Source organism: Nannocystis punicea (assembly GCF_026965555.1).
GTDB lineage: Bacteria > Myxococcota_A > Polyangia > Nannocystales > Nannocystaceae > Nannocystis > Nannocystis punicea.
In genome coordinates this window covers 2,449,608-2,475,997 of record NZ_CP114040.1, presented here as the reverse complement: position 1 = coordinate 2,475,997, position 26,390 = coordinate 2,449,608, and the positions used below count along the sequence as shown (strand labels likewise).

The following is a 26,390-nucleotide window of genomic DNA, read 5'->3' as shown; positions in this document are numbered from 1 at the left end:
CGATTAGCTCACTGCTGTCTCGACCGCCGTGACGTCGATCGGGGCGATGCTGTGACGCGACCTATTGCGCGGCGGACGGCGACCCGGCTCGCGCCCGTCCTCAACCGGCAACTCAAGGGTCGCCGCGAGCTGCTTCCACGTGCCGTCGCTGCACCAGCGTTCGTACCAGCGCCAGCACGTCGTCGGGGACCCATACTCCGCCGGGACCTCGCGCCACTTCGCGCCCGTGTGCAGGATCCACCGGATCCCATCGATGACGCGGCGGAGGTCGATGCGCGCACCGTTGCGGCCGCGCGTACTCTCGCACATCGCCGCGATCGCCTTCCACTGCTTGCTGTTCATCGGCGTGAACGGGGCTGGCGTGAGGGAGGCGACCGGCGTCACCGCCTCGACGATCCGATCGGTCGTGAGCTCGAGCGCCTGGCGGACGACGTGATTCGCCAGGTGGGCGTAGCGCTTGGTGGTGCGCGGCTCCTTGTGCCCGAGCATCTCGCCGACCACGGCCAGCGGGACGCCGCTCATGAGCGCATCGCTGGCGAAGGAGTGCCGCAGGTCGTGCAGGCGGACGTCGGGGATGCCTGCGGCGGCGCGGATGTTGTCCCAGGTCTTGTTCAGCCCGGTGAGTCGAGTCCCCTTCGCCGTGCGGAGCACGTACCCCGAGCGCGGGCCAGCGGTCTGCTCGTGGATGTGCTTCAGCAGCGCCAGCACGCGCGCCGAGATCGGCGTCTTCAGCTCGCCGGTCTTCGTGTCCGGCAGGTTCAGGATCGCGTGCTGCCAGTCGATCATCTCCCACGTCAGCGTCAGGATCTCGTCACGGCGACGGCCTGTGAGCGCGAGCAGGTCGAGGGCCCAGACGCTCGCCAGCTTCAGGTGGCCGCGTCGTCCGGCCGGGAGCTTCAGGCCCGCCTGAATGACCTCGTGGATCCGCCGGCGCTCGTCGGGCGTCAGGAAGCGCTCGCGCTTCCGCATGACAAAGTGCCGGATCTTGTGCGCCGGGTTGCGCATGTCAGCGAGCCGCCAGTCCTCGATGATCTTCGAGTAGAGGCTGCCGATCACGCACACGAGGTAGTTCGCCGCGCCCGGCCGGTCCTTCATGCCCCCGTGCAGTTCCTCGACGTCGGCCTTGGTCACGCTGCGGAAATCTCGATCGCCGAGCTTCGGTAGGATCACCGAGTCGAGCAGGTGGTGGTAGTTCTCGGCGGTGCCCTGCTTGAGATGGACGTCGACGTGAACGCGGATGAAGCGGTGGACCAGCTCACGCACCGTGAGGATCTTGGAATGCGCCTGTTCCGGCTGTTTCGTTCGAGCGAGCCTGCCCGCGACCGGCTGGCCGGATTGCTCGTCGTCGCTCGTGGTAGTGGCAGCATTAGCGAGCATGACAGCGGCCCGCCGGCGCGCGTCATCAATCGACAGTGCGGGCCCGAGCAGTCCGATTTTCTCGCGGTGGTCCTTGCCGTCCAGGCGGTATCGCACCAGCGCGACCTTCTTGCCCGTGGGCAGGACCCGCAAGATGAACCCCGGGAGCGCGTCGCAGGTGACTTCGTACATCTTCGCGCGAGGCTTGCACTCGCGCACGAACGCAGCAGTGATCATGATCCCCGACCTTCCTACCCCTAGTTTTCGAGACAAATTCGAGCCAAGCTAGAGCGACTTAAGGCCTGTCCGAAAGTGCACAATATCCCGTGCACAGCCGCGCAGGGCGGATCTAAACCAGGTGTACCATATTCGTCACGTGATAGGTGTGCTGATTCCAGATCCGTCGCCCCTGGACCCATCGATCCTGGACATCGCGCACCGCCTGGACCGTGAACGGCACCACCCCGCCGTTGAGCGCCGTGTTCGACACCACCAGGATCTCCGACGAGCCGTCGTTGTCGATGTCGACCATAAAGGCCGCAGCCGGGCTCGATTCTCGCGTTTACGGCACTTGGATCGGCCCGATCGGGAATTCGTACCAAACTTGACCCAATTTAGACCCGATGCGGGAGATCTCACAGCCGCGCATAACCCGACGTGCCTGGGCAGACCCCCCGGGAAGTCGGCGGCCTGTCGGCCGACCCTGGACCATCGCCGGGGCCCTCGCCCGGGCGACCGAGTCCCCAAGCGGCACCAGGAGTGTCGCGCGTCGGCGCGCGTGCTGCTTATTCGGTCTCGTTCGGCTCACCGCGGCGACCCAGGACGCGGAGCCGCGGGTGAGCGTGTCGCTCAAGACGAGCCCGCGTGTGCCTTGGTCATAGCTCCAGGAAACTTTCAGCATTACGACGTTCTTGAGCGGTTTGAGCATGTTGCCACCCCGGGAGGGAGTGGGCGCACTCGGATATGCGGATGATCGTACTGGTCGACAGAACCAGAACAGAATGATCCGGTTATGGAAGGCCGCAGCTCGCCCTGCAGATCCTCGAGGGGATGCTCGCCGGCCGCGACGGCATCGTCGGGGAGGTCGAGGGTTGGCGGCAACGACCGCTCACTCTACAGCGTTATTCCACGTTGCGCGCCGTAAAACTCTGCGCGCAAGAGCGCCTCGCTAGTCCCAAAGCCGGCGCTCAACGCCGATCGCTATGATGCTGCACCACGCAGCGAAGCCTAGAGTTCCCATAGATTTTGTGACACTATCGGATGGTGCCAGGGGCGCCGACAAAACCGCAGGTTCAGAAACTTGCAAGGCAGGTGCTGCAGGAGCACGGACTGTATTCCTTACCCGTCAATCCGGTCGTGCTCGCAAATAAGCTCGGCATACGCGTCATGAGAGCGTTTTTCAGCGAGGAGAACTTCTCGGGTCTGATCGCCCGGCGCTCGGAAGCAGGGACAACAATTTTAGTAAACGAGAAGGATCATCCCATTCGGCAGCGCTTCACAATTGCCCATGAATTGGGGCACGCTCTCCTGCACCTGCAGGATCAGGAGGAGTTTGTTGACCGTGACTCGAACTTCTTCCGTTCGTCACCGTACTCCAACGAAGCAGAGTGGACGCTCGAACGCCGCCGAGAGTTCGAGGCAAACGTATTCGCATCAGAGCTGCTGATGCCATCTGTCCTCGTCAAGGAGTTGTGGTACAGGCTGCCGCGCGAAGAGCGCGTTGTGAAAAACATGGCGGTCATTCTGGGTGTTTCCGAGGAAGCGATTGGTTACAAACTGGCAGACCTACGACTCTTCGAGGGAGAGAGCCTATGAAAGCTTCGACGGAAGTAGACGAACCCGCGCGTCCAGGGATGCTCGGACAGGATGAAATCACTCCTATTCAAACGTCTCCGTCACCAGGGCTTTACGGTAAAGAGTGGCTCCGCCAGTCAGAGAATTTGCCTAGCTTCACGATTCGGGACGAAATGAAACCGGAACACGCCGACCAGTTCATACGTTTCCGGCAGAATGAGGAGATGTTCTCCCACACGAGAACGATGATCGTTGCGTGGGAGGCCCAGCAGAAGGCAGAGCGAGAGCTGAGAGTGAAGTACGCGCATCACCTCCTATGGTTACTATCCCTCGAAATCGCTGCTGTATTTCTAACATTCTGTGCCCTTGCCGCCGGGCTTCTGACCGCCGAGCGATGGATGGGGCAGATGTTCATCGTATTCGCATTCGCTCAGTCATCCGGGCTGGTATTTGTAATCGTAAAATACTTATTCCCACATCAACGGAACAACGATCTTGTGCGATTCACTGAAATTTCCCTTGGCCTACAGACAAGGGTGCTTGCACACGATCCAACCGTAAACCGATCGACCGCAGAAGAGGTCACTCAGAAAGCAGGGTTCGAAAATGGATCTTCGGGAAGCAATGAACGCCGTCTCTGACGTGGTTGCAAACAGGCCCGCGCCACTACGCATGTTCGATCAGATCTACATGCGATCCGCGGACATGTTAATTCAAGCCGAACACATTTCCCGATGGCTCAGCGGAAAAAGGGTGGTGTTCATTGGTGATGGCGATGCTTTGGCGCTGACGGTAGTACACTTAAAGGGCACGGGAAGTCTCAAGGGCGGGCCCGAATCGGTGCATGTGCTTGACTTTGACGAGCGAGTGGTCAACTCTGTCAGGCGGTTCGCCGAGCGATATGGCTATACAAAGACGGTCACTTCCGAATTGTATAACGTCGCCGAGGGCCTTCCCCCGCATCTTATCGGAGGGTTCGACGCTTTTTACACAAACCCCCCGTATGGCGGCAGCAACGGCGGAAACAGTGTGAAATCCTTCATCAGGCGGGGGCTTGAAGCTACTTCGAAGCCCGGGGCCCTTGGATGCACGGTGTTGGCGGACGCTCCCGAGTATCATTGGACAACACTTGTTCTGCGAGAAGTTCAAACCTACGTCCTGGGAAAAGGACAGCTGATCCGGGAGATGATCCCCAAGTTCCACAAGTATCATCTGGACGACACGCCAGAGTTGACTTCCTGCTCCCTCGTCACGGAACAGGTTGAGAGCATGAAAGATGAGGAAAGTCAAAATCTTAATCGGGCCGAACTCGCAGATTTCTACGGAAAAGACAACCCTCTCAAGGTGCGCTACGTGCGCGACTTGACGAATGGGGGAAAGTTTGCTTCAAAGGATTTTGAATGTGAGGCATTTCGTGATGGCGAACTCTAAAGATCTTGCCCGCGCTCAGCCCAGCGAACTACCCCGAAACTTCATGTTCATGAAAGTTGGACAACATGCAGGTGAAGATTTTGAAGCAATCCTAAAGCGGAAGCGCGCTGAGTTCGAGCGTGCAGGAAAAACTTTCTGGGGTTACGGAGGATCATCTTGTCACCCGATTACCCAAGTCCGTCCGTTTGTGAAGGGCATTATGGAGACTGGCGGGCGAGTCAACCTACTGATGGCCCCAGTACGATCCAACGCAGATCCAGACTTGGCCCCCGCCACTGAGTACTCAGAGGATGGAGTTAAGTGGCGCCCCATTCCTGACGGCATTAATGTTACGGGATCTCGCTATGCCGTAATCCTCGGCGAAATCGCTGCAACGGAGTTCGAGATTCCTCTCTCGAATTATACGGTCGGGATTGGTCGGAGTGAAGGGAAGCGGGCGGACGCGTATCTTCGAGGCCGTGTCGACAAAGCTTGCTTGACGCTTCCCTCGCCTGTGGGCCAACCCCCGGTTGCCGATGAGCGAGCCCGTGTCGCTCGAATCGGATTTTCCGCCGAGATCCTCGCTCCGTTTGCAGTACTGCTTCGCTGAGGAAGGACTGGCATGCAAGTCATCTATCTTACCGGCGCTCCCGCTACTGGAAAGAGCACGCTCTCAATGGCGCTCCAGGCCGAGATCTCCAGCCTGGAGGTTTGGGATTATGGCGAACGGCTGCGGATTGCTCTTCAAGAGAAGCAAGGAGCGGCCATCTCTTACGAAAGTCTGCGCGGTCAGTCCGCCCGCGTCGCCACGCCACAGGATATCCAGGCGCTCGATACACGCTTGCTCGAATGGGTCCAGCGAAATCGCGCAATCAACCATCTGGTTATTGACACGCATGCGGTGACCAGTGAAGAGTATGGGTTTCGGGTGACGCCGTTCGATGCTGAACGGATCCGAGCTCTGGCGCCCACGTTAATTGTCAACCTTTACGTCTCGGCCGAGACGGCAGAGAGGCGCATTTCAACTGACCCCCAAGGGCGGCGCTCTGTGAACGTCTTTAAGGCAGCCATGCATACGATGCTGCAGTCATCGGTCGCGGTATCCTATTCGATTCTTGCAGGTGCGCCTGCGTATTTTCTCGACGCGGAGCGCCCAACTGGCGAACTTGTCGATTGGTTTCGGGCACACCTGCAATAGGTTTAACCGTCGCGGATATATTCGATCTCTCTCGATGCTCCCGTGGCGGAACCGCTTGCCTAGGACCGTCTCGACCGAGCTTTCGCCTCTGTCTCTTGCGAGGCGTGCTCGAGCTCGAGGTCGGGCGGCGGTGATCCGGATCCGCGATCATGTAAATCGGCGGTGGCTTGACGGTAGCCGCACCACGGCCGCGCTGCCTACGGCGTGAAGGGGCACTCGCAGCGGTGGCACACGATGGGGCTCCGGCTGAGCCGCACGAGGTCGACGGAGATCATCATGGGCGGCTCGCACGAGCATCTCATCACCACGGGCTCAATCGCTGGCGCGGGCTCTCCGGCCGTCAGCAACCAAATCGCGGCGGCTCGCCGATCGCCTTCCGTCCATGCAGCTTGTGCCTCGAAGATGTCGAACCCGTACCGTACCACGGTGCCGGCTGGGCGCCTCTTTGCCACCCAGGCGCGTCGCCGTGCCGTTCCGAACGCCAGGACGAAGCGAGCTGCCCACCACGCCGCGGTCTTCTCCGGCTGCTCTTCAGCCCACGTTCGGAAGACCTCAGCGTCCCAGGGGCGTAGCGGCGCCTTTCTGAGCGAGGGAAACGAGGCGGCGATGGACGCGAGGTAGAGCTCGAAGGGCGTCGTCATGATGGGGTAGTAGACGACTCGACCAACTGCCGCTTCACGTCTCAAAGCAAGAACTTGAGCACGCCGTCAGGGCCGAGCGCTGCGGTCTTGGCGTAGTCCGCGACGCAGCGGCCGAACGTGCCCTGGACGCTGCGACCGTTGAACTTTGCGTCAACCGAGCCGTCGGTGAGGCGCTTGATCACGACGGCGGCTTTTGCGAGCGCGCCGTCCGGGTTGCACTCGAGGATGCTGCGACGGGCCTTGCGGATGAGTCTCTGCTCGGCGGTCACCTGCATGCGTTGCCGCGCCTGCTGCCCCACCACCTGGCTGCTGACGCTCGTCATGGTGGGGGACGCAGTCGGGGACGAGGTCGTCGCTGCCGACGCAGGCGGCGTGGGTGTCGGCCGGGGGGACGATGCCGGTGCTTCTTGCGGTGGCGTGGGGGGCAGCTCGGGCTCTTGCGCCGAGGGTTGAGGCACCCTGGGTTGGAGCTTGGCCAAGGGCGGACCGCTCGCGGGCGGACTGACCTGGAGGTCGCGGGATAGCGGCTCGCTGGCGATGTTCATCGCGGCGAGCGTGGCGGTGGAGGGCTGCGTCGCGAGGAGCAAGCCGCCGACCAGCAAGCCACCGACGACAGCACCGCCGAGACCGATGGCCGCCGCCGGCCGCAGCACGCGACGACGGGTCGCCGCCTCGGCGTCAGCCTCGACCTCCGCGAGCGCAGCGCGGATGGCCGCGGCCATCTCCTCCGCGCTGGCGAACCGCATGCTGACGTCGCTGAGCGCGCGCAGCACGATCGCGTCCACGGCCTCGGGGATGTCGTAGCCGGGCGCGAGGACGCGGAGCGGCGGCACGGCCAGCTTCCCGAAGCTGCGGCCGTACTCGATCATTTCGAGGCCGGTCAGCAGCTCGAACATCAGGACGCCGACGCTGTACAGGTCCATGCGCGGGTCCGGGGGGCAGCCCGCGAGGGTCTCCGGCGCGACGTAGCTGTGCATGCCGTAGATGGTGCGCGTCGGCTCGGGCGCTTGCGTGATGCGCCGGCCGGGCATGACTGCGGCGAATCCGACGTCGATCACGACGGTGAAGTCGTCGCGCGACTCGTCGACGAGGATGTTCGAGGAGTGCAGGTCGCGGTGGACGATGCCGCTCTTGTGCAGCACGGCGAGCGCTTCCAACACCTGCAGGATGATTCGGCACAAGCGCTGCCACGGCAGCGGCGTCGACGACACCGGACCGCTGTTGCCGGCGAGGTGGCGGAGCGGCTTGCCCTCGGCGAAGTTGAACACGGTGTAGGTCGCGCCGCGGACCTCGCCGAGATCGATGGCCTGGATGAGGTGCGGGCAGTTGTGTCGCGCGGCGATGCGACCCTCCTGGCCGAAGAAGTCGCGCAGGGGTTCGTAGAGGTCGCGGCGCAGCACCTTGACCGCCAGGCGGGCGCCGGTCTTCTCGTGGCGCGCCTCGTAGACGCTGGCGGTGGCGCCGGCGCCGATCCGGCGGATGAGCCGGTAACGCTTGTTGAGCGTCTTGCCGGTCCGGTCGGTGTCCTCGGCGAACTCGGTGGTGAAGACCGCGAGCTCCGGGTCGGGGGCTTGCTGCGGCGGGTACCAGACGGCCTTGGTCTTCATGACGATCAGAACCGGAGCGAAAGATGGCCGCCGGTGGGCCATACGACGGGGGCAATGGAGAGCCGTTGCCCGCGACGACGGTGCGCGTCCACAGCGAGCAGGACGATGCTGGTGACGATGGCCGCACCGGAGGTGATCGCGGTACCGACCGCGAGCCGGTTGGCGCGGGTGCCGAGGCCATCGAGACGATCCGCGAGGGCGTGACCTTCGGGCCCTACGGGCTCTGGCGCGTTCGTCAGCGTGTCGCGCTCGTCCCTGATGCGCGCGCCGTAGGCGAGCGCTCCAGCCGCGACGAGCCCGAGAGCAATGCCGGTGCCCAGGGTCACGCCGCCGGCGATCCGTAGGCCGCTGCCCGGCGTCGGTGGCGGCGCTTCCTGCTGTGGCTGCGGTCGCAGGACGACCGGCAAGAGGTCTTCCTGCCTGGGCAATGGCTCGACCACCGGCTCGCTGCACTTTTGATCACCGCGTCGGGCCGCGAGCTCGGCGAGATCCTTCTGCGCGTCCTGGCGGTCGTCGGGACGCGCCTCCGCGGGTAGGCGCGCGTCGAGGTAGGCGAGGTATTCGGTGAGCAGTTCCTCGCCGGCGCAGAGGAACTCGATGTCGTTCGTCGCCTCGAAGGCTTCCAGGTAGGTGTTGTAGCCGTCGAATACGATGAGCGAGCGGGCGTTGAGCGGGGGCTCGCGCGTGTCGTCGGGGAGCGCGTCGTAGGCGGCCCGGCAGTGCGACGCAGCCTCGGCGAGCTTGCTGGCGTCGCGCAACTCGACACAGGTTCGGTGCTCGCGGCGGGAGATGCTCTCCTCACTCGCGCGAGCGGGTAGCGACGGTCCGAGCACCGTCATGCTGCAGCACGCGATGATGCAGAGTTGCCGGCCAGGGGGATGCGCAGCGGCCACGGCGTCACCGTATCTCGACCCTCCGCGACTGACAAGGACGAGGAGCTCTGCTATCTTCGCGGGCGTCATGGCCATGTGCTCGAGGTGGGTCTTCGGGGGTGTCGCGCTCGCGCAAATTTTGACGGGTTGCTACCAACGGAGCCCGTGGGGGCCCTGCGCGCTCGGCCTGTGCCAGGACGACATCGACAGCACCGAAAGCGGCGAGGCGGAGACCACGGGGACCAGTGCCCCCAGCGTCATGACGACGACGCTCGACGAGCCCACGGCTGGCGAGCCCACCGCCGGTGAAATGGCGAGTAGCTCCGCCACCGAGCCGGGCGAGGCGCTGCCTCCGACGATCTCTGACATGGTGGTCGCCCCCAAGCTGCTGCAATCGGCGGGGCTGATCACGGTGGAGGTAATGGTCGAGCACGCCGATGTGGTGACCATCACTGTCGACGGCGGCGAGCCGGTGGCGCTCGCGCCAGTGAGCGACACGCAGTTCACCGGGGACATCGCGGTGTTCGGCGAATCGTGGAACGGCGATCACGTGGTCGAGGCGATCGCTGCGCGGGACGCGGAGACGAGCGAGCCACGGACGGATACATTCACGGTCGTGGCGCCAGCCGCCGGCGGCGAGGCGTGGCTCAAGAAAAGCCCGCTCGTGCCGAGCTACGGCAACGCGGTCGACGTGGACGACCAGGGCGACGTGCTCGAGCTGTTCACCCACGCGACGCCGCAAGGCCAGGAGTGTTTCCTCCGCCGGCGCGACGACAAGGGCGTGTCGGTGTGGATCGGTGACTCGCGCTGGATCGCACAGGGGTCTGACTGCGTCGGCGAGGACGTGAAGTTCGCCCCGGACGGGACGATCTGGGTGCTCGTGAACGTCTACGAAAACGGCTTCGGGCGCTGGCAGCTCTGGCATCTGGACGGCGAGGGCCTGCCGCTCGGGCAGACGCCGGAGGACGGCAGCCTGACGCATCTGGGCCGCGGGCTCGACGTGAACGACGCCGGCGACGTGCTGTTGTGCGGGACCCGGCCGGCGACCCAGGCCGATGACGACGCGTGGGCCCGGCTGCAGCGCGCGGTGGGCGAGCCGTGGACGGTGCCGTGGGACTACCGAGCGCCTTTCGAGCCGGAAAAGGAGCACCAGTTCACCGAGCGGACGCGGGACTGCGCCTTCGTCGAAGACCGGATCGTGGTCGTCGGCGAAGCATGGGGAGCGCACAAGCAGGACGACCAAACCTTCCAGAATCGTGGCTTCGCTGTCGAGCTCAGCTATTCAGGCATGACACTTGCCGAGGTGGCCAACCCTGGATCCCCCGCATGGCACAGCGGACATCTCGCCGTCGCGCCAGACGGAGTGGGCGGCTACATGACGGCGGGCTACAACTGCGGCGAGATGGTCACCCCCTGCAACAACACCAGGGGCGCGTTGCGTTGGTTCACGCTGGGGGCGGCGGAGGTCGATGCGCAAACAATATCGGAGGCGCGCCGCGTCTTGGACGCGGCTCGGAGCCCATCGGGATATGTCGTCGTCGCGGCGGAAGGGCTGCAAGCGGACGAGGGATTTCTCGTGCAAGGTTGGTTCAGCGGCGCAGCCGATCCCGTCGTGAACTACACGGGCGCCAAGACCAAGCTGCAGGTCGCGACAGGGATCGCGGCGGATCCGGTCGGCTTCATCCTCGCTGGCGGGTACTACCAGGAAGCTGACGACACTCTAGCCGCGGGGATCGTGAAGCTGCACCCCTACTAACCCGGCACGAACGAGTTGCAGGTCTCGATGGCCAAGGCCGCGGCGTCCTTGAAGATCGAGCCGTAGTCGGGGCTCGTCAGAAGTTCGAGCATGCTGTGCGGGAACTCGGGAACCATCCGGCACAGACGGTAGTCGGGGTCGGTCAGCCCCGTGCAGTCATCGGTGAGCGCGAGCATCACGACGGCGTCGAGGTCGCCGTTCTTTCGAGCGACGACGGCCTGCATCCACTCCTGCCAAGTGCCACTCGAGGTCGCCGGTCCGCCCGCCGTGTCGCCGGGGCCGATGATGGAGACCATGAGGAGCGCGTCCTCACGGATGAAGCCTTCGTTGCACCCGCCAATCTTGTTCAGCTTGGGGCTCATCGCGGCGACAAGGGCGTTGCCGATGAGGTTGTAGCCGACCGTCCCGACACGCGCGAGGCACTCGAAGGTGGCGGGGATGTTGAGCGTGTCGGCTGTAATGTAACGGCGCGAGCCGTCAAGGCACGGCGTGTTGGTGGTGTACTGCCCGACGTTCATCACGATGCCCGCACCCATCGTCGTGTCGCACGTGGTCGGCCAGTAGTCGCACGGGTAGTCAGGCGCCTCGACGCACGGGTCGGGGCAGTCGTCGTCGCACGCGGGCGAGCCCCATTCCGGCTCTGTGTCCGTAACGAGGATCTGCACGTCGAAGTCGCTGAACTGACTCTGGATCGTCTCGATGAACTGCGGGAAGGCGGCGATGAGCTTGTCCTGATGCGGCTTCATGAAGCCGTGGCGCGAGATGATGAACAGGAAATCGATCTTCCCCTGGCAGCCTACCGGCGGCCCCGTGTCGAAGTCCGGCGGGGGGCCCATGTCCCAGACCATCGTGGTCGAGCTCGACGCCGCGGCGCTCGACTCCGAGTCGCCGCCCGAGCCGGCGCTCGTGGTGGTCGACGAGCTGCCGGAACTGCCGGAGCTCGCGTCACCGCTAGTCGTCGACACGGGAGCCGTCGTGATCGGCGGCGTCGTGAAGCCGCTCGCGTTGTCGGTCGGCTCGTTGCAGGCGACGAGACCCGCGACGATGAGCGCCCGACCTGAACGCGCGGAAGGCACGCTCCAGCGTAGCGCGCTCGGAAGCCGTCGCCAAGCCTCGATGGCCCCCGCCTCTCTGAGCGCTCCCGCGGCTCTCGGCGTGGCGAGCTCGGTAGGCGCGCGGCGGTCGAGGTCGAGCCTGACGTGGGGGCTGGGCTCCATGGGGTCACCTAACAGAACCACGGCTCCTTGGCCCATGCGAGGAACGCCGCGCGGTGTGCCTCGTCCCACGTGGCCAGCGCCGTGACAGCATCGAAAGTGCCGACGCGCCACGTCGTTCTCGCCACGGTGAGCTCCTGTAGGGCCTCGATCACATAGAACTGCCGGCGTTCCCTGAGCGCGCTCCGCAGATCCTCCACCACGTTCTTGGGGGTACACGAGACCGCGAGCACACAGGCGGCTGCGTGGCGCAAGCCATCCCCATAGTGCCGGCGCGCTTCCCACACGTCCGCTGCCCACGCGTCGAACGTGCTCGGGGCCCACGGATCGAGCGGTGCGTCGGCGAGGGTTGGGAAGGTGCGGGCGAAGCGGATGATCTTGTTCATGGAGGAGAACTCTCTCTGCTGCCCGACACTTCGCGCGTCGGATAGCCGATGTCGTCGGTCAAGGCACGCGGATGTCGTAGATTTCGCCGATCAACTTGCCCTCGGTGCGCCGGAAGGTCAGGTAGAGCCGAAGCTCACTCGGACCGCCGTCCCGCGTCCAGAACCAAGTCTCGACGGACCATAGATCCGTTTCCCCTCGGGGCTGGAGAATGTCGATCTGTGCGAGTCCTTCCGGCGGAAGCGGGACGATCGGGTAGTACTTCCGGTAGTCCTCCAAGGCCGCGGCAAAATCCTCCCGGGTGCCAGTATCGAAGCGAAGATGCTCGAGACGACCGGCAACGATGTCGTCGACGATGCCGACGGTGAGCTCGCGGATCTGTTGCTCGATGGATACAGTCATTTGCGGTTTCCAGGGATTCGTGTGGGGGTGGAAGGCGTCACGCCGAGACTGCCGAAGTAGCGATCGGCGACCTCGATGGCTCGTCGTGCCAGATTCGGTGGGATGCCTGCCTCGCGCATGGCTTTGTAGCCGATCCGTCGCTCGGCGGCGTAAGTTCCTCCGCCGCGCTGCCGCTGCGCCTGCGTGGCTGCGTGGTGCTCGGTGCCCGGGGTGCGGGCAGGGCCTTCCAGACGGATCGCCGGAGCATCGCCATACTTGTAACCCGGAAGATCGCGGGCGGCGGCGTCCTGGATGATGTGGTGGGCATCACGGGCCTTGGCGTCGCTGAGCTCCCGGTAGGTGCCGATCGGGTGCTTCCTTGCCGCGGCGGCACTGTCGAGAGCCTTGTCGCCTCCGCGGACCCAGCGGTAGGCACCCTTGATGTCGCCCGCGCTGACCGGCAGGGCCTCGCTGGCGAGCGAGAGGGCGGACAGGACGCGGGCGCCGATGCCGGCCTCAGCGCTGGCGATCGTCAGGACGTCGTCGGCGATGCCGCTGAACTCGTCGACCTTGTCGTAGCCCTTGTAGGCGGCCTTGAACGTCGCTTTGCCGGCCTTGATGATCCACGTGACCCAGCCGTGGCCGGTCGGGTCCACCTTGCCGATCGGGTTGTTCGCGGCGTAGCGGTAGAGGTTGCGCTCGCCGGGCTCCTCCAGTCGGGCGGCCGGGTTGAGCAGATGGTACGGGTCCGGGCTCGCCCAGCGACCGAGCTCGGGCAGATAGTGCCGGGCGCCCACGGCGATGGCGCCGCTCAGCGGATCGTCTTCCTTGCCGGTGAAGCGGTAGGTGGGCCCCGCGGTGCTGTCGTCGGCCCGCCACGCGAGTCGAGTTGCACCGAAGGGGTCGGCGGCGTCGCGGGCGAGCGGGTGACCCACGTGGTCGAGCACCAGGGCGGCAGAGCCGAGGCGGTCGGCGACGTGGTATCGAGTGTGCTCGTCGGGACGAGCTGGCGCCCGACGTTGTCGTGATGGCGGCAGCTCAGCGCGCCGGTGAGGCCGGCGACGACGAGCGCCGCTGCGACCGTCCGGGCGAAGGCTGGAACTGTTCCGGTCGAGCCCAGCCGGCGGCCGAAGCGCCACGCAAACGCCAGCAACACCAGCAGCGCCAGCAGGAGCGCCGCGGGGACGCTGCGAGGCGTGTGGACCGCCGCCACGGCATGGGCGTCGAGCTCGGGGTAGCCGCCGCTCGGCATCGGCATGGCGCTCTCCGCGATCCGCTCGCTGGCGAAGTGAACCCAGCGGACGAGCTGGCCGTCGCGGACCTCGACGTTGGGGGTGACGTAGAGCGTCTCGTGGGCGAGCTGGCCGCGCGCGTCGTATTCGCGGCGGACTACGCGCTCGCCGGTGTAGCTGTAGACGTGTTCGACGCGGCGGCCGTCGTCGGCGACGAACGACTGCACGCGGCCGTGCGGGTCGAAGCGCCACTTGCCCGCGGCGAGCCTACCCTCGCCCGTGACCTCGGCGAGCTGGCCGGCGTCGTCGTAGACGAGGCGCTGGCCGTCGAGCTCGATCGCGGCGTGCGGGCGCGTGTCCTCGTAGCCGAGGACACGGCCGTCGTGCTCGTGGAGGTTGCCGTCGTCGCTGTAGCGCCAACGGTGCGTCACGCCCTGTGCTGCGCTGGCGACCAGGCGGTGCAGGTCGTCGTAGACGTAGGTCTGCGCGAGGGAGAAATTCTCCGCCGCAAGGAGGTCGCGGGTCTCGGCGAGCTGGCCCGCGACATCGTAGCGATGCGCGAGGTCGAGGAGCGCCGCATCACCCTCGGCGCGCTGGCCGAGGACGCGGCCGGTCGTGTCGAGCTCGCGCGTCAGCGCCACGCCGGGCGCGAGGGTGAGGCGTCGCCAGCGGGCGAGCGCGTCGTAGTCCGCGGCCGTGGCGAAGAGGCCGGGTGCTTCGAGGCCGCGCGCGGTGTAGGCGTGTTCGAGGGTACTGCCGTCCGGGTACACGTCGCGGAGCGGGCGGTCCTGGGCGTCGTAAAACTGGGCCGTCGAGAGGGTGACCGGACCGCGCGGGCCGTCGAAACGACGGGTCGCGCGGATCACCCGGCCGCGGGCGTCGTGGGTGAACTCGACGCGGCCGGCGTCGTCGTCGACCGCGACGAGCTGGCCGCCGCGATCGTAGCTGCGACGGACATCGCTGACCTGCGCGCCGGCGGCATCGAACGCCTGCTCGTGGAGCAGCCGGCCGAGCGGATCGAACGACCACGTGACGCGCGCGCCGGTGGCGTCGATCCGCTCGACCAGCCGGCCGGTCGCGTCGAAGCGCTGGATCACGTTGCCCGCGTCGGGCGAGGCGATGGCTTCCAGGCGACCGCCGCCGTCGTAGCGGTAGGTGGTCGCGTGGTCCTCGGGGTCGAGGTGCTCGACCAGGCGATCGGCGGCGTCATGCTGGTAGCGGTGAGTGATGTCGCGGCCCGCGAGGCGGCTCGTGATACTCGCGATTCGGCCGAGGCCGTCGTGCTCCGTGCGCTCCGGCGCGTCGGTGTACGGCGGCGCGGGGTGCAGGTCCTCGTGATCGCGGCGTTCCAGCGCGAGCGGGCTGTAAGTCGTTGCCGACTCGTAGCCGTCTGCGTCGCGCGTCCAGGCGACACGGCCGAGCGCGTCGTGATGCGTGACGCTGCGGGGCCAGGCGCCGGCGAGCGTCACCTGTGCGCCGGGCATGAGCGTGGCGGCGGGGAGCACCTGGCCGACGAGCAGTTCGGCGACGTGGCCGGCGGCGCTGTAGCGCCGCGCGGCCCGCAAGATGGCGCCGGTGCCGGCGTCGTCTTGGGTCACCTCGGCGACCGTGCGGCCGAGGCTGTCGAGGTGGCTGACGGCGAATTCGACTTCCGCGTCGCCGCTCACGCGACGCAGCTCGGTGACGATGGACGGGCGCGCGGCGGTGCCGTCGAGGTAGTAGCGGTAGCGCGTCGTCGGCAGCTCGAGCGTGTCGCCGGGCTCGATCTCCGCGACCAGGCGGCCGAGGCCGTCGTACTCCGCGCGCGTCGAGGCGCCGTTGGGCGCGGTGACGACGAGGGGATGCCCCGTTCGGGCGTCCCAGGTCGCCGTCGTCACCAGATCGTCGGCGCCGGCGAGCAGGCGCTCCTCGATCGGAAACAGGCCGTCGTCGTCGAAGTGGCGCTCCAGCGTGCCGTCCTCGGCGTCGCGGATCCGCGTGATGTTGCCGCGCGCGTCGACCGACTGGCGCAGCGTCGGGACCCAGGTGTCACCGGCGAGCCAGGTCTCGACGCGGGCGACGACGCCGCGCGCGTCGAGCTGGCCGAGCGGCGCGCCTTGTTCCGGCGGTCCGTCGTAGTAGGTCCGCGTCGTGGTGAGCTGCACGCCGTCGGCGTCGCTGACGACTTGCTCGGCGACGCGGTCGCGCGGTGCATCGTCGGCGGCGGGCTCGGCGTAGACGTAGGTCGTGATTCGCTCGTCGCCGGGTAGGTCCGCGCCGGATTTCGCGTCGACGCGACCGAGGGCCCGTTCCTCGAGGACGTTGCCCCACGCGTCATAATCCCACTCGGTGCGAACCCGGACGGCGGCTGCGTCGGGCCCGGCCTCCACGTGATCGGTGTCAGTGGCGACGCGGCGGGCGGCGAGCACACCCGGCGCAGGGTTCTCGACCTCGATCGTGTGCGACTCATGGACGAGTACGCCGCGCGGGCTCGCGGTCTCGCTGCGGAGGAGCTGGAGCTTGCGGGCCTCGTCCGTCTGCCCGAGGTCGTAGCGCGACGTGGTGGTCGCGGTCTCGCTGAAGGTGTCGCCGATGCTGGTCTCGCGCAGCTCGGCGAAGCCGCGGAATTCGCCGCGGGCCGCGTCGAACCAGCCGTCGCGCACGTGATGCTCCGCAGTGTGCGACCAGGACGTGTGCGCGTCGGTCTCGTGCGACCGCGTCAGCACGGGCAGCGCGGTCGGCGGCGTCGACGTCCAGGCGTCCCCGGCGTCGGCGTCCGCGCCGGCGAGCGCGGCGGCCGACGCATACGTGAACTCGCGGCGGTAGCCGAGGCCGGTGCGCAGCTCGGCGAGCAGGCCGGGCCGCTCGGCGAACGACCACGCGCGCCACGGCTGCGAGCCGTCCGTGTCGACGCGGAGCACGTCGACCGTCCCGCTCGCGTCCACGTCGCTCAGGAGCACGACCTCGTCAGCTTCGAGGTCCGGCCAGCCGACGCTCGAGGCAGGCGCCACGCTGCCGTCGTGCTGGTAGGTGTAGAGGTCGAGCGATGCGCCGCCGATCCGCACAAGATCGGCGGCGCCGTCGCCGTTGAGGTCGCCGAATTCCCAGCGCTGGCCCTCCACCATCGGCGGCACGCCCGCGAGTTCGACCGGCTCGGCGAAGAGGCCGAGGCCCTCCCCCGCGGCGACGAGGATGCGGCTCTCGCTCGGCAGGACGCGCACGAGATCGGAAAGTCGATCGCCGTCGAGGTCGGCGAGCTGCACGCCCGGATCACCGAGACGCATGCCGGCCGGCGGCGGGGGAACCGGCTCGGCCGGGAGGTAGCCGGGCGCGTCGTTGTGGCGGATCCAGATCCAGCCGTCCGCATCGTCGTGCCGCAGCACGTCGACACGGCTGTCCAGGTTGAGATCGACGAGCGCGACGTTCGGCGCGGTGAGGTCGAAGCCGACGTCGAGGGCGATCGGCGCGGCCTTGCCGAACGGGGTGCCGCCGCCGGTGAACGCCCACAGCTCGCCCTCGCCGGGTTGCGCGAGGAGATCCTCGATCCCGTCGCCCGTGAGGTCGGCGAAGCGCGCGGACGTGGTGAGCGTGACGGCCGGCGTCGGGATCGACGTCCAGGCGGACGCGAGCGCGGCCCCCCGGCCCTTGCGGTAGCGCCAGCCGTCCAGCGTCGTGTCGAGCAGGTCGGGCAGCGCATCGCCGTCGATGTCGACCCAGGCGCGGCCGTCGGCGGTGGGATCGAGCGTGGGCGCCTCGGCGATCGGTGTCTCGCGCGGCTCGTCGAGCGCGCCGCCGTAGCGGAGGTGCCAGGGCGGCAGCTCGGCGCCGTCGCTCGCGGCGGTGTCGATCCGGACGAGCACGCTCGCCGGGTTCATGACGGTCGTCTCGTAGGCGAGAGTGGTGGTGCGAACCGGCGCACCGTCGACCTCGGTGACGATCGTGCGGAGCCGGTGGCGCAGCTCGACCGCGAAACCCGGCGCTCGCGTGCGGACGACGTCGGCGCGCGTCTCGTAGGCGAAGCGGACGGCGGCGCGGCCGTCGTTGTAGGTGATCGCAGCGAGCAGCGGCTCGGTGGAGCCGGGCTCGCGCGTGTAGTGGAAATCGAGGCGGTTGCCGTGGACGTCCGTGATGGCGGAGAGCTCGAGGCGGAAGTCGCCGGCGTCGCCGGACAGACGCGCATCGTCCGTGAGGCCGAACAGGTAGCCGGTGCCGTCCGTGCTGACGGCGGACATCGCCCCGCCCGGCAGCGCGCGGACGATCACGGGCGGCCCTTGCTCGATCCGCTCGCGGTAGACGCCCGGCGCGACTTCGACGAGCTCCTCGCCGCCGCCCAGGCCGCGGAGGACCCAGGCGTCCGAGGCGTCGTAACGGGGGATACCGGTCCGCAGCGAGCGCTCGATCGCCGGCAGCCCGAGCGACCAGCCGAGCCCCAGCACGCCCGCGCCTTCACCGGCGCTGTAGTGCAGCGCGAGCTCGGGCTGAAGGCCCGCGCGGCCTGGCGGGACGTCGAGCGGGTAGGACAGCGACGGCAGGCCGCTCGCGGGGCTCACGTCGTAGCCCTGGCCGAAGCCCTCGATCGAGGCCGGGCCCTTCGGGAGATTGATGGCGGTGGCGAGTGTCGCGCTCGTGTCGGCGCGGGCCGTGCCCGCGGCGAGCGAGAGCGCGAGCAGAATGGGACCTGTTCGCAGGGACATGTGAACCTCACGGAAATGGGGTGAAGACGAGGCCGCTCTCAGCAGCCCATAAGCGTCGCCAGGGCTGTACCGACCTCGGCTGATTGAGATGGATCCTCGGGGGATGGGGCTGGCGCCGTCGCGCCGCCGCGATAGAAGCGGCGCGCCGGCTCGGACAACCCCGAGCGCGGCGTCATCGTGTCCCCGACACGCGGCACGAGCCCGGGCTGGATCGCGTGCCGGTACATGCAAGCGCGCTCCTCGTCGAGGTACGTGCGGAGCAGGGAAGCGCCGGTCGGGGACAGCCGGCGCTTGTGGTTCACGATGCTCGCCAGCGCCGCGACCACGCCGCGCTTCATGCCGCGGAGGGACCACCAGATCTGCTCGAAGGGCGCCCGGTCCTGCGCCTCAGCGAGGTTGATGAGGTGCAGCGCGCCGGCGAGAAGTCGGTCGATGCCTGCGAGCGGGTGCTCGTCCGGATCTTCCGGCGTCATTGAGTGCCTCGCTGCGAGGTGTCGCGCCGCGACGTCCGGACCGTGCAGTTCACGATCCGTCCGACCATCGTCCGGTCGCTCAGACTCAGGATGTGGCCGGAGGCGAACGCCACCTGCACAACACCGTAGTCGTGGTGCTGCACCATGACGGCGCGGCTGCGGAGCGTCGCTTGGCCGGGAATTCGGACCACGATGGTCGCGAGCCCGGGCTCCAGCTCGCGCGCGGGGATGATGCTGTGGATGCGCATGAACCCCTCAGCCGCCGCAGCTCGGCGTGAACGTGCCTTGGCCCGCGGGGGCGATCGAGCCGGCTCGGTGATGCAGGCGCAGCACCACGTCGGCGAGGTGGCGGAGATTGAGGTCGAGGTTCGCGGGCGCCTTGTCGGCCGGCGGGATCGTGAGCGTCCACTGCTCGCCGTGGACGGGCCACCCGGCGTAACCCGCGTTCCCGCCGGCGGTGCCCCACTCGCCGACGCCGGCCTGGATCACGACCTGCTCGCGCTCGAAGCTGTAGGGCACGTAGGCCGACCAGGACGGCAGGTCCGCGCCGTCACAGCGGCGGACGCCGGCGAGGCCCTGTCGCGTGAGCCAGATTTCCGCCTCGCGGTCGCCGAGGTAGTCGCCGACGAGCTTGGCCTCGATCTCCTCGATCCGGTCGTCGCAGAGCGCTGACGAGAACAGCGCGCGCTCGAAGGCGGAGAGCGCGAACGGCAGCGCGACCGTGCCGTCCGGCTGCCGGTGCAGCGGGTCGCGCAGCAGCGCGGCGAACTGTTCGCCCGGCGTGACCACGGAGCCGTTCAGGTCCGGCACGTCGAGCGTGATGCCGAAGATGTCCGAGCGCAGGCTGACCTCGGTGACGTAGGGCTGGCCGAAGCCGTGCTCCAGGCGGTAGTCCTCGTAGATGCTGTCGAGGCACGCGAGCAGCGCGTCGAAAGCGGCGGGCGAGCGCGCGGCGGCAAGGCTGTCGCGCAGGGTCGGCAGCTCCTGGTTCAGCTCGTATTCGAGGGCGCGCAGCGCGAGGTAGGCGCGGCGCAGCGTCTGCTCGCGGACCGGGAGGACGCGGCGCGCGGCTTCCAGACGGGCCTGCAGGAAGTGCGGCCGCGTCAGCGCGTTATCCGGGTTGTCCTCGAGCATGAGGCCGACCGCGCGCGTCTTTTCCTGCACAAGCGCGCCGACCTCCTGGTAGGCGCTCCACATGGCCGTGATCGCGGCGTCGCGGGCGAGCTCCGCCTCCTCGACCTCGATCTGCAGCAGGAGGCCCTCGGCGCGGATGTTCTTGACGAGCGCCACCGAGGCCGCGCGCCGGACCTCCAGGTCGCTCGCGCGGATGGCCGCGTCGATCTCGGCGTTGATCGCCGTGATCTCCTGCTGCTCGTTGCGCGCGAGCTCGTCGCGCGCCTCGTCGAGGCCGGCCTGCCCGAGGATGCTCTCGCACTGGTTGTCCGTGCGAGTGGTGAGGCTGTTCGCGTTCGCCTCGCACGAGACGATGGCACCTGCGAGCGCGACCGGGTTCGGCAAGGCGTTGCCGAAGATGCTCGGCCCGGAAAACAGGCTTGAGCCGATCTGCTGCATGCAGTCACCGATGAGCACCTCCCCTTCGGCCTGGGCGTTATCGCGGACACGGGTGCATTCCGCCGTGGCCTCCGCCTGCGCGAGCGCGGCTCGCTGCTCGCCGGCGGCGTCCTGCACCTTGAAGATTTCGCCCTGCGCCGCCTCGATCTCGGCTTGCAGGTCCAGCGCGAGCGCGACTTCCTTGCCGAAGCGCTCCTCCTCGACCGCGATTGCGTGGAGATTGTTCTCGACTGCCTGGCCGGCGTGTCTGATCCGCAGGCCCGCGGCGAGCACCGCGGATTTGAGGTCGGCGATCTGACCGCCGTGCTCTCCGCAGTGCTCCAGTGCCGGCTCGGTCTCGCCGGGCAGGGTGCCGCAGAGCGCCCGCAGCTTGCCGTCGTACTCCGCCTCGATCTGGAACGCGGTCGTCTGGAGCGCATGCGTCTTCTGCTCGTAGTCCCGGGCGGTCTGCCAGGCGTCCTCGGCGACCTGTTCGAGCTGGGCGAGGTCGTCGGTCGCGAGCGCGTGGACGGCCTCGAAGTTGCTGCGGTGCTGCGCGAGATCCTGCGGCCCGAGCGCGAGCGGGACGTAGGCGGCCGGGTAGCCGAACGAGGTCTCGGGGGCGAGCTCGGAATGGGCCGCCCTGAGCGACTCGATGGCCGGCCCGAGCGCGTGGAGGCCGAGCGCGGCGTCGGGGTTGTCGTGCAGCCGCGCGTGCAGCTCCACGCCGGCGGCGTGGGTGGCGATCGCGGCGAGGCGGACGGCGGCGCGGGCATCGGCGTGGTTCGTGCCTGTCCGGCGAGCGAGGCGGGCCCACTGGCTCGTGGTTCGCGCGAAGGCGGCGACGAGGTCGAGGGGCGCGAGGTGAGCCCGCGCAGTCGGGGCGTCGGGATATTCCTCGTCGATCGACGCGAGGCTCAGGGCATAGGCCGGCGCCAGGAGGGGCGCGAGTGCGGCGGCGAGGCGCGAGCGGTCGTCGGCGAGGATGTCGAGCTCGCGCGCCAGGACGTCGGACACCGGCTCGCTGATCGCGTCCTTGTAGGCGAAGGCGGCGTCGACCTGCGCCTCGGTGGCGAGCAGCGCGGCAGCCTGGGCCTCATCTGCGGCAAAGAGCGCGCTGGACTTGCCGATCGCCTCGCCCCACGCGCCGCCGAGCTCGACGCTGCCGCGACGGATGAGCGCGTGAGCGCAGCGAAGTGCCGCGATGTCCAGGCACGTGACGCCGTTGTCGTAGATGGGCGACGACGCCGTGCATGCGTCCCAGGTCCAGACGCTCGGCGGTTTGACCTCCGCGCCGCCGCTCAGCTCCGCGAGGACGCTCGGGAGGTTGTAGGCCGAGGTCCGGAGGTCCCCGCCGCACTCGAGCTTATCCTCCGGCGAGCAACTTCCGCCCGCACACGCCTCGCATGCCGGGCCGGGATCCGCGAGCGTGTCGGGCGTGCCGTAGGCGGTGCCGAGGCCCTCGCACGCGTCGGCGTCGAGGCCAGGCGGCGCGAGCCAAGCAGGTGCGAACGCGTCGCCCGGGATGTTCTGGGCGGCGTGGACGAGACCCGTCAGCGGCCCGTGCCGGCGCAACGTGAAGGCGCCGCCGACCTGCACGGGACCGTCTTGCAGGCCCGTGAAGGACTCGACGAGCGTGCCCTCCAGGCCGTCGCCGGTGCGCGTGCCGGTGAGGACGAACTCGCGTCCCAGCTCGCGCGCGATCGGGCTGCTGCGCCAATCGTCCGCCGGCAATCGGTCGCGGATCGTGATCGAGATGTCGCCCGCTGGCGTCCACATGCCGGTGAGCGCGACGGGTTGCGGCCACAGGAAACTCGCGTCGGTATCGACCCGGCCGGCGATGGTGCCGTCGTCGCGAAAATCGAGATCGAGGATGAGGTCGCTGGCGCCTAGACTGAAGCCGCCGGCGTCGAAGGCGATCGCGCCGCGGAAGCGGCCGGAATCAGGCTTGGCCTCGACCTCGATCGACCACAGGATTGCGCCGCCGCTCGTGAGGATCTGGACCGGCAGCATCCGATCCTCCGCCGACATCGCGGCGAGGTTGACCTCGGCCGTGAGCTCGACGGTCTCCCCGGGCTGGAGCTCGGCCGGCTCGGTGTTGATGGCAAGCACCGGGCTGGCGGTCGTGAGCCGGTAGGCGAGCGAATCGTGCCCATCGTTGCGGAGCGCTGTGCGAGCCTGGGTCTCGCCGAACGCGAGGATGGTGAAGCGCTCGACGAGTACCGGCATGCCGATGAGCGGGGCTGATTCCTCGACCGCGGTAGCGACGCAGCGGCCGTGGGGATCGCAGCTCGACCCGTCCCCGCACTCGCCGTCGTTGGAGCAGCCGTCCACGCAGATCCGCAGCTCGCAGAAGCGTCGCGCGCCGCAGTCGGCGTCGACCCGGCACGCATGGCCGGTCGGCGCGTCGGTGTCGGGCGGCATGGGCGGCGGCGCATCGGCAGCCAGCGGTGGCGGCGATTCCGGCGGCTCGTGGGCGGTCTCGTGGTTGCAGGCAAAAGAAAGCAGCAGGGCCGCAGCGGCCCGATAAAGGGTTCCACGTCTCAAGGCACACCTCTCCTGTGGCGCTCGTGCGAGCGCATTTTCAGCGCGGGGGAAATTCGGCGGGCGTCCGCCGTCAAGCGCCTGCAGGAGGCGCGGCGAGGATCAGGAGGTCGGCGCCTCCCGTGGAACGAGGGCGTCGGGTGACGGCCGCTCGCTTGCGAGAATCAGATCGGCGCCGCTACCCGGACGCCCGAACACGTGGACGGCGCCCTGGTGTTCGAGGGTCCAGATGTCGCCGTGCAGGTGGAGGTTGCGCGCGATGGCCGTGCGGTCGGCGATGGTGAGGCCCGAGACGATGCCCAGGGCGCTGCGGAGGCAGTTCCCGAGCTCGGACATCGAGCCGAACGCGCCGCGGTAGTTGCCGCGGTGGCGATACGCCGCGATCGACGCCGGCAGCGGCGCCGAGTCGGCGTAGAGGATGTTACGGCGGGACCGCAGGCTGATTCGCGCAACGTTGAGGGCCCGCTGGGCCTCGTCGCTCCGCTTGACCGCGGCGTCGAGCTCCGCCCGGATCTGGTCCGGGGTCCGGGGGGTCTTGACGGCGATCACTCGACGAAGCGCGTCCACCAGGGCTTCGGCGACGAGCTCCTCGTCACGGCGAATCTCGGCGAGGCGCGCCGCGCGGCGCACGGTGCTCGCCGCCAGGAACACCTGCCCCGAGCGGGCGGGCGGTCGGGATGCAGGTGGTGCTGGCGGGGGAGCAAAGTGAGCGTCCATCGTGGCGTCTCTACAGGTGCCCTTTCTATAATTGATAAAAACAACCAGCAACGTCTGTTTTCGCGCCTGACGTGCGCGAATTCGTACAAAGTCCCAAATAGGCCAGCGACCCGGGGGTTGGCGCCGTGGCGGCTATCGAAAGGACCGGTTAGGCTCGGGTGGTGCCCCGGACCAAGCCGTTGCCGAAGATTGCCACCACGGACGACCTCGTCAGGATCACCGGGCTCACGAGCGTCACCATGTACGACTGGGCGGACAAGGGCCTGCTCCCCGCGCCCGAGGTCGTGTCAGACGGGAGCCGCGGCATCAAGGCGCGCTGGCCCTTTGAGGCGCTCGAGCGGGCGCGCTTCGTGATGCAGAAGCGTGCCGAGATGCACACGCTGCCGGAGATCGCCGCGATGATCACGGAGAAGTGGGGACCGCCGACCGAGGAGGACAAGGCGCGGCGCGCCGACACCCGCGCGAAGCGGGGCCGGAAGAAGAAGCAGGAGCCGGAGACCTGAGCCGATGGCACGCCCGAAGTTCGCCACCAACGAAGAACTGATCGCCATCACCGGCGTCTCGCGGCAGTCGCTCAACCTGTGGGTCAAGCGCGGCCTGCTACCCGCGCCGACGATCTTCTCGGACGGCAAGTCGGGCGTGCGCTCGCGCTGGCCTGCCGAGGCGCTCGAGCGGGCGAAGTTCATCGTCGAGGCGCGGAAGTTCTACGCGCTGCACGAGATCGAGGCCCTCGTGCGCGAGCGGTGGGGCGAAGGCGGCGAGGCGCCCGCAGCGTCAACAACACGCGCGAAGGAGTGATTACGCGGGCTCCCGGGGGCGCTCCGTTGCCGCCGGTCCGATTTTATGCCGCGACCAGTCGCGCCTGGCGTTGCCCGTTGGTCCACAGGATGTAGCGGACCTTCTCGCGCCAGTCCCCCTCGAACATTCGATCGACCCGCTTCCTGTTGTCGATCCACCTGCGCTGCCATGCCAGGAACCGATCACGATGGTACATCCGCCGCGAGACCCGCTCAGCCAGGATCAACAGACCGGACATCAGCCCGTGAATGGCCGGTCCCCAACGGCGATCGGCGCTGACTCGTGCGAACCATCTGCGCGAGGCGTCGGTCACGCTGAAGAGGTTGCGCATCGCGGCGTGGAGCTGGCCGAGCTGGGCGAGGAGAGCCCGCAGTGCCGGGGGCAGCGCTCGCAGCAGCGGGTGCTCGCCGCTGCCCCAGTCCGTCGACATCGTCGAGAAAACGTCGGCCGGAACAGTCGGGATCGCCGGGCGCGTCTCGATCGGCGTCGAAGCTCGCGGGCCCTCTCCGCGACGTGACCGTCGACGCATCGTCGTCTTCGCCGCCGGCCGCGTGAACACCCGTTCCTGGGTGGCCTTCAGCTCGGCCTCGCGTGCGGCGGCCTCCTCCGCCCTCCGCCGCGCGGCTTCCTCGGCGCGCATCCTCGCCTCAGCCCGCTTGCGTTCCTCAGTGACGACGTACTCCTTGAGGACCTCGCAGATGTACCTCAGCGACTTGACCACCTCGTGAAACGTCATCACCGCCATCGTACGGGCGGCCCGCGGGTCGCTCAAGGGCCGGAGCCCGGGTTGCCCGCTCCGGCCGCCTGGCTGGCCTTGAAGTCCTTGGTGATCTTCGCCAGCTCGGCGACGAGGTCGCGCACGGTGCCGAGCCCCTGCACCCAATCCTTGATGTTCTTGGTGGAAAACGCGCTCTCCTCGTCTGCGTCATCCTTCGCCGCGTCGCCACCCGGCGCTCGCTGCTCCTTCTTGAGCGTCTCGCCCTCGAAGATCGCCCGCAGCGCGGCCTGCAACTCGAGCGTCTCCTGAATCGCGCGGAGGAGCTGCGTCGTCATCCCCTGCGTGCGGTTGAACATCTCCGTCGAGCGCTCGGTCAGGCGGTCGATCGCCGCGGTCTCGCGCTCGTAGACCTCCCAGAGCATCCGGTGCGCGAACGAATACGCCTCGCCCAGATCGCCTCGCAGTTCCACCGGCGCCTCGACGTCGTCGGTACCGACCTCGCCGCCCCGGGCGACGATCACGCCGTCGATCTCGAGCACCTGCTGCGGTCGGAGCTGGCCCTCGATCTGCTCGCGCACGAGCGGCGCCAGCTCGGGAGGGAGATGTTCGAGTGTTAGCTGCAACGTCTTGCGGGCCGGCCCGGGTCGCTTGGGATCCTTCTTCTCGATGGAGTAGAGGCGAAGGATCCGAAAGGGATCGGCGCGGCCGCCCGAAGATCGGGACTCGTTCTCAATCCGACTCATGCAATTCAAGATAGATGCGCCAAGATGGTCCTGCGAGGGGAGATGTCGCGCCGCGAGTGCTCGAGATCCGACCTCTGCGAATCGTCCGCGATCTCGAGCCCGGCCTGGGAGTTCAGCAGCAAACTCGTGGGATGTGTCTGTCCGAAAGGACATCCCATGGCGCGCGAACGAGATCTGGCATGTTGCTCGATGATCACCCAGGGTCTTCGGGGTCATTGCCGAGCACGCCATGGATCTCTGGCACCTCGTGAGGATCTATTCCGACCTTACGGGTATCGGTACCGCCCTCGCTGCGCCCGCGTCGCGCGACGAACGTGTCGAGCGCGGG

Annotated in this window: 22 protein-coding genes and 1 pseudogene; 7 read left to right on the top strand and 16 right to left on the bottom strand. The window is 67.8% G+C overall.

What is annotated here, in order from left to right:
* Positions 1–3 precede the first annotated feature (3 nt).
* Together O0S08_RS09560 and O0S08_RS09555 are read right to left on the bottom strand one after the other, a co-directional pair.
* Entirely contained in the window at positions 4–1,593 is a 1,590-nt protein-coding gene (locus O0S08_RS09560) for a tyrosine-type recombinase/integrase (RefSeq protein ID WP_269041949.1), read from the bottom strand.
* Between the two features lie 112 nt (positions 1,594–1,705).
* Entirely contained in the window at positions 1,706–1,888 is a 183-nt protein-coding gene (locus O0S08_RS09555; protein WP_269038731.1) for a hypothetical protein, read from the bottom strand.
* Positions 1,889–2,667: 779 nt separating this feature from the next.
* Here O0S08_RS09555 and O0S08_RS09550 point away from each other — a divergent pair.
* The 4 genes from O0S08_RS09550 to O0S08_RS09535 all read left to right on the top strand — a co-directional run bounded on the left by O0S08_RS09550 (position 2,668) and on the right by O0S08_RS09535 (position 5,758).
* Complete coding sequence (locus O0S08_RS09550; protein ID WP_269038730.1) at positions 2,668–3,171, top strand: ImmA/IrrE family metallo-endopeptidase; 504 nt, start codon at positions 2,668–2,670, stop codon at positions 3,169–3,171.
* Positions 3,168–3,791 carry a hypothetical protein gene (locus tag O0S08_RS09545; protein ID WP_269038729.1) on the top strand — a complete coding sequence of 208 codons (624 nt, stop codon included), beginning with the start codon at positions 3,168–3,170 and terminating at the stop codon, positions 3,789–3,791. The genes O0S08_RS09550 and O0S08_RS09545 overlap by 4 nt, the downstream gene beginning before the upstream one ends.
* Positions 3,775–4,581, top strand: coding sequence for a bis-aminopropyl spermidine synthase family protein (locus tag O0S08_RS09540; protein ID WP_269038728.1), 807 nt, complete (start codon positions 3,775–3,777; stop codon positions 4,579–4,581). Before O0S08_RS09545 ends, O0S08_RS09540 begins: the two co-directional genes overlap by 17 nt.
* Before the next feature lie 601 nt (positions 4,582–5,182).
* Positions 5,183–5,758: an ATP-binding protein gene (locus O0S08_RS09535; RefSeq protein WP_269038727.1), complete on the top strand. Its 576-nt coding sequence runs from the start codon at positions 5,183–5,185 to the stop codon at positions 5,756–5,758.
* 197 nt (positions 5,759–5,955) lie between these two features.
* Here the strand turns inward: O0S08_RS09535 and O0S08_RS09530 are convergent, their stop codons facing one another.
* From O0S08_RS09530 to O0S08_RS09520, 3 genes are read right to left on the bottom strand one after another with little or no spacing between them, the layout of a single operon-like run.
* Entirely contained in the window at positions 5,956–6,399 is a 444-nt protein-coding gene (locus tag O0S08_RS09530; protein ID WP_269038726.1) for a hypothetical protein, read from the bottom strand.
* Positions 6,400–6,440: 41 nt separating this feature from the next.
* Positions 6,441–8,006 (bottom strand): serine/threonine protein kinase, encoded by a 1,566-nt coding sequence (locus O0S08_RS09525; RefSeq protein ID WP_269038725.1) that lies wholly within the window; start codon positions 8,004–8,006, stop codon positions 6,441–6,443.
* A 5-nt stretch (positions 8,007–8,011) separates the two neighbouring features.
* Entirely contained in the window at positions 8,012–8,899 is an 888-nt protein-coding gene (locus tag O0S08_RS09520) for a hypothetical protein (RefSeq protein WP_269038724.1), read from the bottom strand.
* Between the two features lie 238 nt (positions 8,900–9,137).
* Here O0S08_RS09520 and O0S08_RS09515 point away from each other — a divergent pair, with 238 nt between their 5' ends.
* The gene (locus tag O0S08_RS09515; RefSeq protein ID WP_269038723.1) at positions 9,138–10,634 is read left to right on the top strand and encodes a hypothetical protein; all 1,497 of its coding nucleotides are present in this window, start codon (positions 9,138–9,140) and stop codon (positions 10,632–10,634) included.
* Here O0S08_RS09515 and O0S08_RS09510 read toward each other — a convergent pair.
* The 9 genes and pseudogenes from O0S08_RS09510 to O0S08_RS09470 all read right to left on the bottom strand — a co-directional run bounded on the left by O0S08_RS09510 (position 10,631) and on the right by O0S08_RS09470 (position 23,737).
* Complete coding sequence (locus O0S08_RS09510) at positions 10,631–11,887, bottom strand: hypothetical protein (protein WP_269038722.1); 1,257 nt, start codon at positions 11,885–11,887, stop codon at positions 10,631–10,633. The genes O0S08_RS09515 and O0S08_RS09510 overlap by 4 nt on opposite strands.
* Positions 11,860–12,234, bottom strand: coding sequence for a hypothetical protein (locus O0S08_RS09505; protein ID WP_269038721.1), 375 nt, complete (start codon positions 12,232–12,234; stop codon positions 11,860–11,862). Before O0S08_RS09505 ends, O0S08_RS09510 begins: the two co-directional genes overlap by 28 nt.
* 58 nt (positions 12,235–12,292) lie before the next feature.
* Complete coding sequence (locus tag O0S08_RS09500; RefSeq protein ID WP_269038720.1) at positions 12,293–12,634, bottom strand: DUF7668 domain-containing protein; 342 nt, start codon at positions 12,632–12,634, stop codon at positions 12,293–12,295.
* Positions 12,631–13,560 (bottom strand): RHS repeat-associated core domain-containing protein, encoded by a 930-nt coding sequence (locus O0S08_RS09495; RefSeq protein ID WP_269038719.1) that lies wholly within the window; start codon positions 13,558–13,560, stop codon positions 12,631–12,633. Before O0S08_RS09495 ends, O0S08_RS09500 begins: the two co-directional genes overlap by 4 nt.
* 1,139 nt (positions 13,561–14,699) lie before the next feature.
* Positions 14,700–18,518, bottom strand: a pseudogene (locus O0S08_RS51530) (toxin TcdB middle/N-terminal domain-containing protein); the annotation flags it as partial.
* A 38-nt stretch (positions 18,519–18,556) separates the two neighbouring features.
* Entirely contained in the window at positions 18,557–18,991 is a 435-nt protein-coding gene (locus O0S08_RS09485; protein ID WP_269038718.1) for a hypothetical protein, read from the bottom strand.
* Positions 18,988–19,239 carry a hypothetical protein gene (locus tag O0S08_RS09480; protein WP_269038717.1) on the bottom strand — a complete coding sequence of 84 codons (252 nt, stop codon included), beginning with the start codon at positions 19,237–19,239 and terminating at the stop codon, positions 18,988–18,990. Before O0S08_RS09480 ends, O0S08_RS09485 begins: the two co-directional genes overlap by 4 nt.
* A 7-nt stretch (positions 19,240–19,246) precedes the next feature.
* Positions 19,247–23,089, bottom strand: a complete 3,843-nt coding sequence (locus tag O0S08_RS09475) for a hypothetical protein (protein ID WP_269038716.1) — start codon at positions 23,087–23,089, stop codon at positions 19,247–19,249.
* Positions 23,090–23,188: 99 nt separating this feature from the next.
* Complete coding sequence (locus O0S08_RS09470) at positions 23,189–23,737, bottom strand: hypothetical protein (protein WP_269038715.1); 549 nt, start codon at positions 23,735–23,737, stop codon at positions 23,189–23,191.
* A 227-nt stretch (positions 23,738–23,964) separates the two neighbouring features.
* On the opposite strand from O0S08_RS09470, the gene O0S08_RS09465 reads away from it, so the two are divergent.
* Both O0S08_RS09465 and O0S08_RS09460 read left to right on the top strand, forming a co-directional pair.
* The gene (locus O0S08_RS09465) at positions 23,965–24,306 is read left to right on the top strand and encodes a MerR family transcriptional regulator (RefSeq protein WP_269038714.1); all 342 of its coding nucleotides are present in this window, start codon (positions 23,965–23,967) and stop codon (positions 24,304–24,306) included.
* A 4-nt stretch (positions 24,307–24,310) separates the two neighbouring features.
* A complete protein-coding gene (locus tag O0S08_RS09460) occupies positions 24,311–24,601 on the top strand; it encodes a MerR family transcriptional regulator (protein WP_269038713.1) in 291 nt (96 codons plus the stop codon).
* Between the two features lie 43 nt (positions 24,602–24,644).
* Here O0S08_RS09460 and O0S08_RS09455 read toward each other — a convergent pair whose 3' ends face one another.
* Positions 24,645–25,337: a hypothetical protein gene (locus tag O0S08_RS09455; protein WP_269038712.1), complete on the bottom strand. Its 693-nt coding sequence runs from the start codon at positions 25,335–25,337 to the stop codon at positions 24,645–24,647.
* 32 nt (positions 25,338–25,369) lie between these two features.
* Positions 25,370–26,062, bottom strand: coding sequence for a hypothetical protein (locus tag O0S08_RS09450; RefSeq protein WP_269038711.1), 693 nt, complete (start codon positions 26,060–26,062; stop codon positions 25,370–25,372).
* Positions 26,063–26,390: the final 328 nt, after the last annotated feature.